11 protein-coding genes are annotated in these 15,554 nt (G+C 68.6%); 5 read left to right on the top strand and 6 right to left on the bottom strand.

Going from position 1 to position 15,554, the window contains the following annotated elements; genetic code table 11:
* Positions 1-26 precede the first annotated feature (26 nt).
* Entirely contained in the window at positions 27-530 is a 504-nt protein-coding gene (locus JOD67_RS30690; protein ID WP_205121182.1) for a MarR family winged helix-turn-helix transcriptional regulator, read from the bottom strand.
* Between the two features lie 94 nt (positions 531-624).
* Here JOD67_RS30690 and JOD67_RS30685 point away from each other — a divergent pair, with 94 nt between their 5' ends.
* Entirely contained in the window at positions 625-1,179 is a 555-nt protein-coding gene (locus tag JOD67_RS30685; RefSeq protein ID WP_205121181.1) for a YceI family protein, read from the top strand.
* A 45-nt stretch (positions 1,180-1,224) separates the two neighbouring features.
* Positions 1,225-1,632 (top strand): acyl-CoA thioesterase, encoded by a 408-nt coding sequence (locus JOD67_RS30680; protein WP_307782615.1) that lies wholly within the window; start codon positions 1,225-1,227, stop codon positions 1,630-1,632.
* A gap of 1 nt (position 1,633) precedes the next feature.
* On the opposite strand, the gene JOD67_RS30675 is transcribed toward JOD67_RS30680, so the two are convergent.
* The 5 genes from JOD67_RS30675 to JOD67_RS30655 form a co-directional block, all read right to left on the bottom strand.
* Positions 1,634-2,020: a hypothetical protein gene (locus JOD67_RS30675; protein ID WP_205121179.1), complete on the bottom strand. Its 387-nt coding sequence runs from the start codon at positions 2,018-2,020 to the stop codon at positions 1,634-1,636.
* Positions 2,017-4,062 (bottom strand): ADP-ribosyltransferase, encoded by a 2,046-nt coding sequence (locus JOD67_RS42175; RefSeq protein WP_205121178.1) that lies wholly within the window; start codon positions 4,060-4,062, stop codon positions 2,017-2,019. Before JOD67_RS42175 ends, JOD67_RS30675 begins: the two co-directional genes overlap by 4 nt.
* A complete protein-coding gene (locus JOD67_RS30665) occupies positions 4,059-6,920 on the bottom strand; it encodes an ATP-binding protein (RefSeq protein ID WP_205121177.1) in 2,862 nt (953 codons plus the stop codon). Before JOD67_RS30665 ends, JOD67_RS42175 begins: the two co-directional genes overlap by 4 nt.
* A gap of 9 nt (positions 6,921-6,929) precedes the next feature.
* Positions 6,930-8,909, bottom strand: coding sequence for a hypothetical protein (locus tag JOD67_RS30660; RefSeq protein WP_205121176.1), 1,980 nt, complete (start codon positions 8,907-8,909; stop codon positions 6,930-6,932).
* Between the two features lie 110 nt (positions 8,910-9,019).
* Positions 9,020-9,715 (bottom strand): DUF1707 SHOCT-like domain-containing protein, encoded by a 696-nt coding sequence (locus tag JOD67_RS30655; RefSeq protein ID WP_307782614.1) that lies wholly within the window; start codon positions 9,713-9,715, stop codon positions 9,020-9,022.
* A gap of 633 nt (positions 9,716-10,348) precedes the next feature.
* On the opposite strand from JOD67_RS30655, the gene JOD67_RS30650 reads away from it, so the two are divergent.
* The 3 genes from JOD67_RS30650 to JOD67_RS30640 all read left to right on the top strand — a co-directional run bounded on the left by JOD67_RS30650 (position 10,349) and on the right by JOD67_RS30640 (position 15,547).
* Positions 10,349-11,761 (top strand): IS1380 family transposase, encoded by a 1,413-nt coding sequence (locus JOD67_RS30650; protein WP_205121175.1) that lies wholly within the window; start codon positions 10,349-10,351, stop codon positions 11,759-11,761.
* 271 nt (positions 11,762-12,032) lie between these two features.
* Positions 12,033-13,277, top strand: coding sequence for an IS110 family RNA-guided transposase (locus JOD67_RS30645; protein ID WP_205117517.1), 1,245 nt, complete (start codon positions 12,033-12,035; stop codon positions 13,275-13,277).
* Between the two features lie 938 nt (positions 13,278-14,215).
* Complete coding sequence (locus JOD67_RS30640; protein WP_205121174.1) at positions 14,216-15,547, top strand: Gfo/Idh/MocA family protein; 1,332 nt, start codon at positions 14,216-14,218, stop codon at positions 15,545-15,547.
* Positions 15,548-15,554: the final 7 nt, after the last annotated feature.

Raw genomic sequence — 15,554 nt, 5'->3', positions numbered from 1 at the left:
AAGGTGCCCTTCACCCAACGTGCTGGCTACCCGGCGTCGGGGCAGGGCAGGTCCTCGTCCTCGGGCGCGTCGGGAACCTTCTGGCGGCAGGCGGTCGCGACGGCGGCGAAGGCGCGGCCCATGGCGAGGAAGTCCTCGCGGGGGACCAGGTCGACGAACGCCTCGAGCACGCCGGCGACGTGGTCCGGCGCGGCGCGAACGATGAGCTCCCAGCCCTCTTCGGTCAGCACCGCCTCCACGCCGCGGCCGTCGGACGTACACGCCTGGCGGGTGACCAGGCCGGCCGTCTCCATCCGGGCGACGGTGTGGGTCAGCCGGCTCCGGGACTGCCGGGCGCGGTTCGCCAGCTCGGCCATCCGCATGCGCCGGCCGGGCGATTCGGACAGTTCGACCAGGATCTGGTACTCGGCGCCGGACAGGCCGTGCTTGCGCAGGTCGCTCTCGACGCGCTCCATCAAGCGGGCCGAGCCGTCCAGGTAGGAACGCCAGGCCCGCTGCTGCTCCGCGTCGAGCCAGCGGGTCTTTGTCATGGTCCTCATCCTACCGGAATAGTTGACACTTCAACTTCGTTTGCCGTAGTGTCCGGCTCAAGTTGAAAATTCAACGAAGGGGATCGTTCCAGATATGACCAGCACGATCATCGCGCCGCCCGAGCTCGCTACCGGTACGTGGGTAATCGACCCGGTGCACTCCGAGGTGGCATTCAGCGTTCGGCACCTGATGAGCAAGGTGCGCGGCAAATTCACCGAGTTCGAGGGCACGATCGAGGTGGCTGACAACCCGCTCGACTCCAAGACCGAGGTGACCGTTCAGATCGGGTCCGTGACCACCGGCAACCCGCAGCGGGACGCCGACCTCGGCACCAGCCAGTACTTCGAGGTCGACAAGTACCCGACCATGAAGTTCGTCTCCGGCGGCTTCCGCCAGACCGGCGAGTCCGCGTTCGCCCTGGTGGGCAACCTCACCGTCAAGGACGTGACCAAGCAGGTCGAGCTCGAGGTCGACTACCTCGGCGTCGACCAGGACCCGTGGGGCAACACCCGCGTGGGTTTCGAGGCGTCGACGGCGATCAACCGCAAGGACTTCAACGTCACCGGCAACGTGCCGCTGAACGGCGAGAAGGTCCTCATCGGCGACCAGATCACCGTGACCCTGCTCGTGCAGGCCGTCAAGCAGTAAGCACTGTGTGCGCTTCCACGCGGCACGCCTGAGATGATCTCAGGCGTGCCGCGTTTCGTATGCCAGGTCCCAGTCCGTTGGGGCGACGCCGATGCCTACGGACACATCAACAACGTCGAACAGCTGAGGCTGCTCGAAGAGGCGCGCGTCGCGCTGTTCTTCGTCGCCGCGCGGGCGGAGGGGATCTCCACGTTCGAGGGGCAGCTTGTCGTCGTGAGCCACACGATCGAGTACAAGCGGCCGATGTACTACCGACCCGAGCCGCTGACCATCGAGGTCTGGGTGACGAAGCTGGCGCCGTCGTCGGTGCGGATCGCGTACGAGGTCCGCGACGACTCGACGGTGTACGCGCTCGCGAGCAGCGTCCTGGCGGCGTACGACAGCGGTGGCTCGCACGTCCGGCGGCTGAACGAGGCCGAACGGAGCTACCTGGAGAAGTTCCGCGAGGACTGAGCTACTGGGCTGCTCGCTTGAGCTCGTCGAGGCTGGCGGCCTCGCGCTCCTCGCCCTCGTGCACGACCCCGGACCGTTCGTCGGCCGGGTCGAGCTCCGTGCCGGCCCAGCGGGTGAGCAGGTCGGTGGCGCTCAGGCCGTCGGCGTACGCCTTAACCAGCCGCTCGTTCCAGCCGGCGGCGGCGTTGAAGCCGCGGGGGCCGCGGGGAACGACGCCCGCCGCGGAGTCGTCGGTCGCCGCCCAGAGGTACGCGACGGGCTCGTCGTTGACATACACCGGCGTGTACCGGACGGGGCCGTCGGTGCTGTTCGCGTAGTTGCCCGGCTCCCACACGGTCCGGAACTGTGGATCCGCCGACTGCGGTCCACCACGGTCTTCGTTCGTCACGGTCGCGTCCTTCCTTGTGCTTCAGGCGGCAGCACCGTGCCGTGCACGTGCCACTTCCCCAGCTCTGGTTCGTACTCCACCTTGTCGACGCGGTAGTCCAACCCGCGATCGAGGAGCAGCTCGCGTTCGCCGGGGTGGTCGCTCACCCGGTCGACGTAGAGGGCGTTCGTACCCTCGGGGACGTCCAGATGCAGCCAGATCGGCTTGTCGGGGAACGCCGGCGTCTCGCCGAGCGACGTACTGAGGTACGCGTCGTCGCGTTCGATCGAACCCAGCTGGAGCTCCTGCGGCGGCCGGCTGAACGCGACCTCGCTCGTGCCGCGAACGACGGCGAGGTTCTCGGGGACGGGCTTGACCTCGAGGGCCGAGTCGATGGAGCCGATATGGCGGTCGACCTGCGGGCTGGTCTCTTGTTGGCCGCGCAGCTGGCCGTTGATGTCGTGGTACGTGATGCGCTCGTCGCCAGGGAACCTTGGTTCCTTGGTGTAGTCGGCGACGGCGTTTCGCTCGTCAGGGCTGAGGGACTCGACGGCCTCGTCCCAGGTGCGCTCGCCGTACTCGCGGGCCTCGTCGTCCTCGAGCTCGAGGACGTCTTCGAGCTGAGTCTGTTCCTGGTGGGGCTGCTGCTCGTTGCGCGGCGTGTGGTCGGCTTCGTCGGTGCCGGTGGGGCGGTCGTCCTGCGCGGTCTCGTCTGTTTGTTCAGGCAGGGTTGGCTGTTCGACATCGGTGGTGGTCTCAGCGGGGGCGCTGGCGGGGCCGGGGTTGTCGGGGAACAGTGGGCGCGAGTCGAACATCGCCAGGGGAGCGTTCGCGATCTCGAGCGCGACCTCGCCGAGGCCCTGGTACCAGTCGTCGACCACGTTGAGCAGCTTCATCGCGTCGAAGCCGTTCTGCTCGGGATCCTCGGTCTCCTGCTCGACGCGCTGCCGGTCGGCCTCGTCGACGCGGTCAGGTTCGTTGGAGCCGACGGTGTTGTCCTGCTGCTCCAGCTGCTGCTGCCGACCGGCAGTGGCGTCGCCAGTCTCATCCTCAGTCTCGGCCTCGGTCCCGGGCTGCTCCCGCGTCGCGGTGCCGTCCTCGGTGGTGTCGGCAGTCGTGTTGGGGTTGTCCGCGGTGGTGGTCTCGTCGCCGGTGGTCGGGTTCTCCGCGGCGGGGACGTTCTCCTTCTGCCCGGCTGTGGCCTCGTCGGTCTCGGTCTGCTCCCGCGAGGCGGCCTCATCCTCGGCCTTGTTGGCAGCGGTGTTGTCCGCCGTGTTGGCTTCCTCGTCCGCGGTCTTGCCCTCTTCGGCTGCTTTGGCGTCGCCCTCGGTCTCGGCCTTCTGGCCTTCCTGCTGCGAAGCGCCGGTCTCGGTCTGCTCAGGCGTGGCGGTGCTGTTCTCGGTGCTGTTCTCGGTGCTGTTCTCGGTGCTGTTCTCGGTGTTGTCCGTGGTGGTGTTGCCTTCCGCCGCGGTGGCTTCCTCCTTGGCGGCCGGGTCCTCGGTGGCCGGGACGTTCTCCTTCTGCCCGGCTGCGGCTTCGTCGGTCTCGGTCGTCTCGGTCGTCTCGGTGGTCTCGGTGGTCTCGGTGGTCTCGGTCTGCTCGGTCCCGGTCTGCTCGTTCGCCGGCTCGGGTGGACCGCTGCCTTGCTCCGGTGGCTCGGAGTTCTGGGCACCCTCGACCGCTGGGGTGTCGGTGGTGGCCGCCTTCTCCTCCAGTTCCTGACCCTGGCCCGGCGACTCCTCCGCCGTACTCGACTTCTCCGTCGCCGTGGAAAGCTGCTCGGCGTCGCTCTCCTCCGCGCCCACCTCCGAGCCGCCCGCCGGCGTCGATGTCTCGGTGGACTCCGCCGCCGGTACCTCGGCCGACTGGCCGGCGCCACCCGTCTCCGCGGACTCCGCCTCAACCGCGGGTGCCGGCGCCTCAGCACCACCACCCGACTCGGCCGGCGGCTCCACCTGCGACGACAGCTGCTCCGCGTCGCTCGTCGAGTTCGACTCCGGCGCACTCGGCGGGTCCGGGGGAGGCGGCGGGGTCTCCGGCGCCTCGCCGGTGTCCGCGCTCACGACGCGTCCAGCCCCAGCACCGTCGGCGCCCAGGGCACTCGGAGGTCGAGGAACGACGCAGCCTGCGCGAACCGCTCCACCGGATCCGACAGGTGGCTCAACCGCGCCACCGCCGCCGCCCACAGCGGAGGCGTCTCGGTGCCCAGCACGATCGAACGCGCCGGCAGGTAGTTGTCCGGATGCACCTTCAATGCCGCCCACTGCTCCGACCGCGTCGCGCCCGGCAGGTCCAGCCCGCGCGCGGCCCACGAGTCCGACAGCGGATGACGTTCGTCGGAGTCACCCGGCCGCGGCCGCAACGTGTGCAGAACGTCGATCCACCGGTACCGCCCCGCCTGCCACGCGATCTCCGAACCATCACAGGACAAAGGCAGTCCGTCGATGACAGCCAGCGCGCTCGCCGCCAGATGAGCCGCCAAGGACTCCGGCGCGTAATACCCCGCCAGCCCCGTGTACCGAGTGTCAATCGCCGCTTGCACACGATGCGCGAGAGCACATTCCAACGTACGCCGATCCAGCCGCCCCACCAGCCCCGCGAGCCACGAGGCAGAAGGAACGGGCGCGGGCTGACCTGCCAGATGCGCGATCGCCAGCAGCTCGATCCACAACGTCAGTTGAGCATCGTCGGACGAACGAAGAGCGGAGTTCAGCTGCCGCAGCGTACAAGGAGACTCCACGCACACCGGCCCGCACGCCACACTCCGCGTCGACAGGATCGGGGCCTTGATCGAGGCATCGACAGAGGACTCGGCAGCGAGACGGTTCGGCATCGCCAACCTGATCGGCCGGTCCATCCCGTCGGCGAAGATCGCCGCACGCCCCGGCGGCAGCGTCACCACGTGCCGCGACTGCGCTTCATCGAGGTTCATCGTCGCACCGACAGCCTCGCGATCGTCCAACGCTGGGAGGCGATGCAGCACCTTCAACGCGGTGTTCTTGATCACGTCCGGAACGATCTTCGACGGGATCTGCTCGGCGACCACGATGCCCTCGCCGTACGCGCGGATCTCCGCCAGCAGCGACGTGAACAACTCCACCGCGTGCGCCGTCGGCGACCCCTCCTCGACCCGCTTCAGCAGCCGGTGCGCCTCCTCGATCACCGTCACATGCCGCAACCCCGAAGCAGGAGACGCGGCAGAACGCACCCGCAGATGCTCGAACAGCCGGATCAGGATCGCGCCGATGAAGAACGCCTTGTCCGTATCCGAGCCGATGTCCTCGATCTCCAGCACGGTGTTCTGCTCAAGCAGGGCGGCGAAGTTCAGCACGTGCCCGCCCTCGAAGAACCGCCCGGGCGTGCCGAGTCGCAACGACGTGAGCCGTACGTCGATGAAGCCGCGCACGTTGCTCGCGACCTCCTTGCCGTAACCGATCCCCTCCACCACATCCAGCGCCACGCGCTGCAGATCGCCGAGCGTCGGGTACTTCGCCGATCCGCCGACCGTGTGCACGTCACCGGTGACGGCGTCCCAGCCGAGGTCGGCGTAGCAGCGGTTCAGCGCGTGCGCGAGTACCTGCGGGAACGGTTCCTGCGCGTCGAACGCCGCCATGAACAGCGCGCCGGTGAGGTCGATGTGCGTCTGCAATGGGAAGCCGGGCTCGGGCTGCAGCGGGTTCAGCCCCACCGGCAGGTTGTTCGGCGCGCCAGGCCGGATCCGCAGGACCTTGCCCGCCGGCCCGAGCCGCCCGGCCATCAACGCGTACTCCGCCTTCGCCGGCTCGATCACCAACCACGGTATCTTCCGTGCGCTCAGGCCTTCGAGCACATGGCGTACGGTCTGCGACTTGCCCGAACCGGTCGCGCCGGCGACGAACGCGTGCCTGTTCAACGTGTCGAGCTCCACGCTGAACTCGCCCACCGGAAGGTCCGCCTCGTCCAGCACCGCACCGAGATGCACGGTGCCCTCATGCTCTGGCGTGACGTCGAACGACGGCGGCTCGATGATCCGGATGCCGGGCAGCTCTCGCCGCGGCGGCCGCGCCAGCGCGGCGACCAGTTCGCCCGCGGCCGGGAACGGGGACGCGAAGGCATCGCGCTCATCGTCAACCCGGCCTTGCCACACCTCCGCGAGCGTGCCGGAGGCAGCGCTGGAGGGCGTCAACGCGTACGGCAACTCGTCCAAATCGCTCGCGCTACAAAGCAATCCGGCCGCCCGGCGGGCGCTCGCGAGCGAGACTCCGCCGACGAGGATGTGCACGTTCCACATCCCCGACGCCATCGCGCGGGACAGCTCGCGGTAGCGGGCTTCCGCACGTAGCAAGGCGATCCGGTCGGGTTCGGAGTTCTCGCGCTGCCGCAGCCGCGGGATCTGCGTCTCGAGTCCGAGCAGGTCCTTGTCGACGTCCTCGGCGGTCAACGGTTCGGCGACGACGAGCCACACGAACCCCTCGGACACGTGCGCGACATAGTCCTCGAAACCGCCCCGCGACGGCGGCTTCTCCGTGGCGCCAGAGTCCGGCGTCCACAGCGGATCGGAGCGCCCGGAGCAGCGCAGCCACACCGGGAACTGTTCCCACTGCTGCCCGAGCGTCGGCGTGTCGACCCGTTCGCCCAACGAGCCTGGCGGATAGAGCACCGGCTCCAGCCCGTCGCCGGGCACCGCCGGCGCGGACGGGAAGTGCGGCCGCCCGCCAGTCAGCACCCGGATCGAACGCGAACCAGGCAACCGATCCCAGGCCACCGCGACCGCGGCGCCTGGCACGTCCAGCGACGTCAGCTCCGCGTGCGCGGCCGTCAGAGCCGCGAACAGCTGCGCCGGGACCCGGTCGGTCTGGTCCCGGTTGGATTCCGTCCAGTCTGGCGCCACGTCGAGACGGGGCGTCGAGTCGAGCCGGTGGAACTGAAACCCTTCGAGCACGACCGAAGCCTAGGGTCGACGAGGTACGGTCGCGATCCGGTCGAGCAGCGTGATGCCCGGATTGCAGTCGGCGGCGACCACGCGCCGTCCGGAGCGGTCGACCTCGACGAGGATGAACGCGGTCGGCGGCAGCCCTTGGATCGTGGTCGGCTCGACCGCGTACTCGTACACCCGTGAGGTGGTGTTGCCGCGGGTGCTGGAGTCGGCCTCGGACTGGTTGACGGTCTCCTGCCAGCTGCGCATGCGCGCGGTCGAGCGGGAGCTGGTCGTGCCGAACGAGCTCGACGAGAACGAGCTGCCGCCACCGCCGCCGCCGATTCCGCCCATGCCACCGCCGCCGCTGGACCCGCCGGAGGAGAACGAGCTGGTCGTGCCGGTGCTCGTGGTCGTCGTGATCGAGCCGCCGTCGGAGCTCGCGGTGCCGTGCGTGAACGTCTGGCCCACCTGCTCGGTGAGCTGGGACAGCGTGAACCGGTGCTCGCGGCCGATGAAGTCCGCCGCGGCCGAGGCCTCGGCCGAGTTGCCGAGCCGCATGACCAGCGCGGCGCTGTCGGAGCCGCCGAGGAGCTGGGTGAGGTCGCCGCGCAGGTGCTCGAGCATGAGGACCAGCCGTACGCCCACCCGCCGCGCGTGCCTGGCCAGCGCCTCGAGGCTTTCCAGCCCGACGTGGTCGGCGCCGGCGATCGCGATCACGTCCTGGCCGCTGCCCGGCCGGAGCGTACGCATCGCGTGCAGGACGCGGTGGAACACCACCCGGTCGAGCAGGTCCTTGCGACGGTGGTGCGACGACATCGTCGAGACGACCATGAGCCCGCGCACCGGCCAGAGCGGAACCGACTGCGCGGCGCCGTCGGCGATCGGCCGGCCCTCCTCGTTGACCGTCAGGAGGCCGAGGGTGCTGGTGAGGAACTGCAGCTCGTTGGCGTTGCGCTCGGTCGTACCGACGGTGTCGACGAACGAGTTGAGCGCGCGGACCTCGCCGGCGCTCAGCGCGGACTCCGAGCCGGCGTCGTACAGGCGGCGCAGCACGCGGAGGCCGGCGACGATACGTACGAACGTGACCGGCGCCTCGAGCCGCTGCGCCACCGTGCTGAGCAGCTCTGCGTCGAGCGCGCGGAGGTCGATGCCCTCCTCGCGGCCGGACCGCAGCGTGTGCACGGACTCGGCGAGCAGCTCGGCGATCTCGTCGGGGGAGAGGCTGGCGAGCAGGTTGACCTGCTCGGCGGCGGCCGGCAGCTCGACGGTGGTGACGGGCATCCCGCCGGCGGCGGACATCGCCGCGAGGTTGTCGGCGACCTGCTGCTCGGAGAAGTCGAGCACGAGCATGCCGCCGCTGCCGGCGAGCATCGAGGCGCCCAGTGTCGTGAACAGGCTGGCCCAGCCGTCGCCCGTACCGCCGAACACGTCCACGCGGCTCGGGTGCGAGCGCAGCTCGAGCGGGTGCCAGATCAGGCTGGTGGTGAACCGTTCCCGCTCGCGCTGGTCGTGCTCGGCGACCCGGGCCTCCCAGGCGGCCTTGTTCTGCTCCCACGTCTGGATGGCGGCGCCGCGCCTGTTCTCGTGCTTCTTGACCGCGGACTTGAAGCCGCGCCAGTTGCGCAGGAACAGCAGGATCGATCCGACGATCCCGCCGAGGAAGACGACGTTCGACACCCAGTCGGGCAGGACCTCGGTGGACGACGCGGCGATCGCGAACGTGGCGATCAGCATGATGATCAGCACGATGATGGCCTGCTTGCGCCTGGCGAGCAGGGCGGGCAGGTTCGCCGGGCGGTCGAGCTCGTACCACAGCGGCGGGTTGTCCGCCTCCGGGCTCCGGCTCATTGGTGCGGGGACCAGATACTCCCAACCCCAGCGCTCCGGCGGCACGAACAGCCGCCTGGCGAGCTCGGCCGGCGCCGCTTGTGGCGTCGTCGGCGGGACGGAGACTTCCGGAGATCCTGAGCTGGCCCGCGCTCCCGGGCCCGGGCTGGGGGTCCAGCCGGCCACGTCGTACCTCCCTGACTTCGGTGTGGACGTGGAACAGCGCACCATGCTAGTACTTGCGAGGTCTGTCTGGTGAGGAACGATCTGCCCCTTGTGGAGGTTTCTTCGGGGTGCTAGTGGCCGAGCTCCTTGTTGTGCTTCTGCTTGGCCTGTTCCTGGTCGCGACGTGGCTTGCGCTTGACCTCGACGCCGCCCCAGAACGCGAACCCGGTGACGCGTACGACGGGCGCGCCGGGCGGTGCGTTGTCGGCTGTGTCGGTGATGGAGTGGTCGAAGCCGCCCATGATCCCGACGCCGGTCACGTCGACCACGACGTCGTCGGGAACGGTGATCTCGATGCCGCCCATGACGGCGAACGCGCGGATCGTCACCTCGCGCTCGGCGAACCTCGCCTCGCGCAGGTCGAGTTCGACGCCGCCCCAGAACGCGATCGCGGTGTAGGCGGGCGGGACGACCCACGGGCCCTTGCGGACGGCGCCGGACATGATCGCGATCGACACACTGGTGGTGGGGTTGCCGCCGATGCGGTTGACGGAGGACTGGGCTGACTTCGGTGTGCTCAGCGGCATGGCTGCTGGGTTGCTTGTTGTGGCGACGGGCAGGTCGCGGACGTACGGCTCGAGCTCGGCGTACGTCTTCGCCTTGTAGACCCCGTCGAGGCGCTCGTCGAGCTCCTCGAGCGACAACCGGCCCTCCCCAGCGGCGTCGCGGAGCAGATCCGCCACCTTGTGGCGGTCCTCATCGGACGCGCGGACGTCGCGGGGCTGGATCGGTCCGGACGGCTCCGGCTTCTCAGGCAGCTGGCTCACGTGCGCACTTTACCCACGGAGGGGGCGTTCCCGATGCCGGTGATCGGCCCGGGTACGCCCCCGTCATGGGCAAGGTCACGATGCGGGACACCCGCCCGAGCCCAGGTTGGATGAAGGGCACCTTCATCCAAACAGCATGCGCGTGCGGAGTGGGGCGGAGGCAGGGAGCTCCATGCCAGAGCCGACTTCACCTACTGAGCCGGGGTTCTCCAACGTGGCAAGAGCGTTCCCAACCCCGTTTCGGTAGGTGAAGTCGCGCAGGTTGTGGACAGCGGTCACCTGATCGTCCTGAGGTGAGCGTCACAGCGAGGTCGTGAGGTGACAGCGGGGTGGGCTGGTCGTGAGCGGTGTGGTGGTCGGCAGGGTTTTCGAATGAGGGCGTCCCTGTAGCGATCTATTCGATAGAGGGACGCCCTGATTCGAAACGGCGGGGCAGCTCGGCAGTCAGGGGAGGGGAGTCTGTTGGATGAAGGGCACCTTCATACGAACCTATTGAATGAAGGTGCCCTTCATCCCCGATCCACCGAGTGGGCTGGGTGGTCGGGCGGGTCGTTGCGCACGAATGCCCTTCTGGGCGGGGACGATGGGACTTGTCGAGAGTTCCAGGTCACCGGCGAGAAGGGCATCCGTGAGATGCGAGTCTCTCATAGTGTTTCGGCGGTTTTTGATGATCCGAATCTGGTTTCGTGCGCGGGATTGGTTCCGGTGCTGTCGTTGGCGCGGCGGTGCGGGCTGGCGCAGTTGGCCGGCGCGAGGGTCAGCATCGATGCCCCGGGTGGGGCGAACCCGCAGCTGAAGGTGCCGGCGCTGGTCGCCGGAATGGTCGCCGGCGCGGACTCGATTGATGACCTGGACCTGCTGCGGCACGGCGGGATGGACCGGTTGTTCGGCGGGGTGCGGGCACCGTCGACGTTGGGCACCTTCCTTCGCTGTTTCACCTTCGGCCATGTCCGGCAGCTAGACGCGGTCGCGGCAGCGTTCTTGGTGAACCTGGCCAGGCACACTCCGCTGCTGCCCGACGGCGATGAGTTGGTGTTCGTCGATGTCGACGACACCATCCGGCGAACCCATGGTCACGCCAAGCAGGGCGTCGGCTGCGGCTACTCCGGTGTGAGCGGTTTGAACGCGCTGCTCGCGACCGTGTCCACATCCACCGGCGCGCCGGTGATCGCCGCCACCCGGCTGCGGAAAGGGTCGACGCATTCGGCTCGCGGCGCCGCCACGCTGATCGGCGACGCGATCGGCACCGTCCGGAAGGCCGACGCGTCCGGCATGGTCATCGTGCGTGCGGACTCCGCGTTCTACACCCACCACACGATCGCCGCGATCCGCCGGGCCCGGGCCCGGTTCTCGGTGACGGCCCGGATGACACCGGCCGTGGTCGCCGCGATCAGCGCCATCGACGAGCAGACCTGGACGCCGATCCACTACCCCAACGCGGTCTTCGACGAAGCCGAGCAGTGCTGGATCTCCGATGCCGAAGTCGCCGAAATCGGCTACACCGCCTTCGGTAACCGCCGCGCCGGTGAACAGGTCACCGCCCGACTGATCGTGCGCCGAGTCCGCCGCCTCAACCCCACCAGCCACGTTCCCCGCAACATCCAACGCCACCTCCAAACCGACGCGGTGCAGGGCGAGTTGTTCGCGGCCTACCGCTATCACGCGGTGTTCACCGACTCTCCGATGCTGCTGCTACAGGCCGAAACTCAGCACCGCGGCCACGCCATCGTCGAACAAGTCATCGCCGACCTGAAGAACTCCGCCCTGGCCCACCTACCGTCCGGCCGGTTCAACGCCAACGCCGCCTGGCTGGTCTGCGCCGCGATCGCGTTCAACCTGACCCGCGCCGCCGGCACCCTCGCCTCGACCTTCCACGCCCGCGCCACCACCGCGACCATCCGCGCCCACCTGATCAACCTGCCCGCCCGGATCGCCCGATCCGCCCGCCGCCTCACCCTCCACCTACCACGGAACTGGCCCTGGGAACACGACTGGCAACAACTGTTCACCACCGCTGCTCAGCACGCCCCACCACACCCCGCCTAATGGGACCTGATCGGCGAGCCTCGAACGGATGATGTCTGGTTGGAGGAACGCTGGTCGCCGAGCCGCTGGCCGGTGAGCACTTCTGCCGCCTGGATCGATGTTCGACTCCTAGGGTTAGATCGTGCGCCGGCCGGTTGGTGAGGCTTCCTGTAGCGCTGATGGGGTGTCGTGCCCGTCGATGATGGCGTGAGCACTGATCCATTAGGTTGCCGCCGGGTTGCCTTCGGCTCGGACAGGTTCCAGCGACTCGGCGCACCTTGGGAGGTGATCGATGATCTTCGTTGGCGATGACTGGGCCGAGGATCATCACGACATTCACGTGATGGACGACAACGGTGAACGGTTGGCCTCGCGCCGGCTGCCGGAAGGGCTGCCCGGGATCCGGGCGTTGCATGACGTGGTCGCCAGCCACGCCGCCGTCCATGCCGAGGATCATGGCGTGGACCCGGCCGGGGTGGTGGTCGGGATCGAGACCGACCGTGGTCTGTGGGTCAACGCGTTGGTCGCGGCCGGGTACCAGGTGTATGCGATCAACCCACTGGCGGTGGCCCGCTACCGCGACCGCCACCATCTGTCGGGAGCCAAGTCCGACGCCGGTGATGCGAAACTGCTCGCCGACCTGGTCCGCACCGACCGCCACAACCACCGGCCGATCGCCGGTGACAGTGCGGGTGCTGAGGCTGTCAAGGTGTTGGCCCGCGGCCACCAGAACCTGATCTGGGCCCGCACCAGGCAGACCAACGCGCTGCGCTCGGCGCTGCGCGAGTACTACCCGGGCGCGCTGGTCGCCTTCGACGATCTCACCGACCGGGACGCGCTGGCCGTGCTCGAGCGCGCGGCGACCCCCGACCAGGGTGCCCGGCTGAGCGTCTCGTCGATCCGGTCAGCGCTGAAGCAGGCCGGGCGCCGCCGCAACCTCGACACCCGGGCCCGCGAGATCCAGGCCGCGTTGCGCACCGAGCAGCTGGCCGCACCCGTCCCAGTGGCGGCCGCGTTCGCGGCCACCACCCGCGCCGCGGTCGGCATCATCGCCGAGATGAACCGCCAGATCAGCGAGCTCGAAACCGAACTCGCAGCCCATTTTGAGCACCACCCGGACGCCGACATCTACCGCTCCCTGCCAGGACTCGGTGTCATCCTCGGCGCCCGGGTGCTCGGTGAGTTCGGGGACGACCCCACTCGCTACACCACCACCAAGTCTCGCAAGAACTACGCCGGCACGTCACCGTTGACCATCGCCTCGGGCAAGAAACGCGCCGTGCTCGCCCGCCACGTCCGCAACCGCCGCCTCTACGACGCCATCGACGCCTGGGCCTTCTGCTCCCTCACCCGAAGCCCCGGAGCACGCGCCCTCTACGACCAACACCGCGCCGCCGGCGACCTCCACCACCAAGCCCTCCGCGCCCTCGGCAACCGCCTCGTCGGCATCCTCCACGGATGCCTACGCCACCACACCCACTACGACGAACACACCGCCTGGGCCCACCGAAACCAAGATCAACAAACCGCCGCTTGACAACTTACGGACCTGGGGTGTCTAACCACCCCGACCACCCGGCCCTCAACGGGCCCGACCGAAGACCACACATGGAACAGCCGGCACCGCCCGGCAACCTCCTAGCGCCCAAACAACACCAGCCACAACAACGAACAGCAAACCCCCCGAAAACCGCACCACCAAACCCGAACGGTGGATCCGGGTTCATTCAGAACGTCGCGGCTGGTGTGGCGGGGCAGCTCGGCCGCCCGGGGAGGGGAGTGCGTTGGATGAAGGGCACCTTCATCCAACCAGCGGGAGTGGTGGCGAAGGGGATGGGGCGCGGCAGAGTTGGCGCGGGCTGGACAGCGGGGAGTGATGGCGCAGGGGAGCTGATCTGGAGTCGATCAGGCGCCACGTCGATCTCGTCCAAGCGCCCTTCCGGTCGCGGCGGAGCTAGTCAAGGGTCGAAGATCGCGAAGCGACGTCGCCCCGTCTGCGAAGCCGCCGCGGCGCCCTTTACTCGCTCCGCCGCGACCGGACACTGGCGGACGAGATGACGAGGCGGAGCACCCACATCCGCCGAGCGCGCACGGGTGGAGCAAGACAGCTGATCCACGGGGAGTGATGGCGCCAAGGAGCTGGCGGGGAGTCGATCAGGCGCCACGTCGATCTCGCTCCGCCGCGACCGGACAATGGCGGACGAGATGACGAGGCGGAGCACCCACACCCGCAGAGCGCGCACTGGTGGATCACGGGAGCTGGTCGACGGGGAGTGGTGCCGACGGGGAATGGCTGAAGTCGATGAGGCGGAGCCCCCTCCGTCCCAGCCCATGCCCCTCTCCGAAGCCCTGCCGAAAGAGGACGGCATGCACCCGGTCTCGGATGGGTACGGTGCGTGGTAGTGTGCTGAGAAAGCGCTTACCGCAAGGACTTCGTTGTACCCAAACGCTTCCGCCGGGGAAGGAACTTCAGGGATGACGCGACGCACGAGGTACGCGATCGTCGGACTGGGCTCCCGGTCGCGCATGTTCTCGACCGCGTTGCTCACCGACTACCGCGACGACACCGAGCTCGTGGGGCTGTGCGATCCGAACCAAACCCGGATGGACTACTACAACAAGGTCTTCGCCGAGGCGCACGGCATCCCCGCGATCGACACCTACCGCCCGGACCAGTTCAACCAGATGCTCGAGGAGCAGCGCGTCGACACCGTGATCGTCACCTCGGTGGACCGCACCCACGACCATTACATCGTCGAAGCGCAGAAGGCCGGCCGCGACGTCATCACCGAGAAGCCGCTGACGATCGACGCGGACAGGTGCCAGCGCATCCTCGACACCCAGGCCAGCACGGGCCAGGGCCTCACCGTCAGCTTCAACTACCGGTACGCGCCCCGCAACTCCAAGGTCAAGGAGCTCATCAAGAGCGGCGTCATCGGCGACATCATCTCCGTGCACTTCGAGTGGACGCTCGACACCAAGCACGGCGCCGACTACTTCCGGCGGTGGCACCGGGACAAGCGCAACTCCGGCGGGCTGATGGTGCACAAGGCGAGCCACCACTTCGACCTCGTCAACTGGTGGCTCGGCGCGAAGCCCAAGCAGGTCTTCGGGTTCGGCGATCTGACGTTCTACGGCAAGGAAAATGCCGAACGAAGAGGAGAGCCCGTCACCTACGCACGCGTCCACGGCAGCCCGCAGGCCGAGAACGACAAGTGGGCCATCCACCTCGACCAGGACCCCACCCTCCGAGCGCTCTACCTGGACGCCGAGCACGAAGACGGCTACCTCAGAGACCGCAACGTCTTCCAGGACGGCATCAACATCGAGGACGACATGGCCGTGCTGGTGAAGTACGACACCGGCGCCACGCTCTCGTACCACCTCACGGCCTACTCGCCGTGGGAGGGCTACCGGGTGATGTTCAACGGCACCAAGGGCCGCATCGAGCTCGACGTGGAGGAACGCTCCTACGTCAGCGGCGCCGCAGGCGACCCCAACAAACCCCAAGAAGCACAGCAGAAGAACGCCCCGCCGATCGACCGCGCCACCCTCACCGTCCGACCCCTCTGGGACATCCCCCGCAAGGTCGAGGTCGAGGAAGGCAGCGGCGGCCACGGCGGCGGCGACCGGAGGTTGCTCGAAGACCTGTTCGGCGCGACGAACGAGCCCGACCCGCTCGGACGAGCAGCCAGCCACAAGGACGGGGCGTACGCCATGCTCGTCGGCGCCGCCGCGAACCGTTCGTTCGCCACGGGGATGCCAGTGCGGATCGACGACCTCGTCCGCTTCCCAGGAAGTGTGTGACCCTTCG

The sequence above is a fragment of the Tenggerimyces flavus genome (assembly GCF_016907715.1).
Lineage (GTDB): Bacteria > Actinomycetota > Actinomycetes > Propionibacteriales > Actinopolymorphaceae > Tenggerimyces > Tenggerimyces flavus.
The sequence above is the reverse complement of the archived record's forward strand: the minus strand, read 5'-3'. Positions and strand labels throughout refer to the sequence as shown.

Bases quoted from the DNA above. Each gene is read 5' to 3' on its own strand.
- JOD67_RS30690 (WP_205121182.1), bottom strand. From the start codon at position 530: ATGACAAAGACCCGCTGGCTCGACGCGGAGCAGCAGCGGGCCTGGCGT.
- JOD67_RS30685 (WP_205121181.1), top strand. From the start codon at position 625: ATGACCAGCACGATCATCGCGCCGCCCGAGCTCGCTACCGGTACGTGG.
- JOD67_RS30650 (WP_205121175.1), top strand. From the start codon at position 10,349: ATGCGAGTCTCTCATAGTGTTTCGGCGGTTTTTGATGATCCGAATCTG.
- JOD67_RS30645 (WP_205117517.1), top strand. From the start codon at position 12,033: ATGATCTTCGTTGGCGATGACTGGGCCGAGGATCATCACGACATTCAC.
- JOD67_RS30640 (WP_205121174.1), top strand. From the start codon at position 14,216: ATGACGCGACGCACGAGGTACGCGATCGTCGGACTGGGCTCCCGGTCG.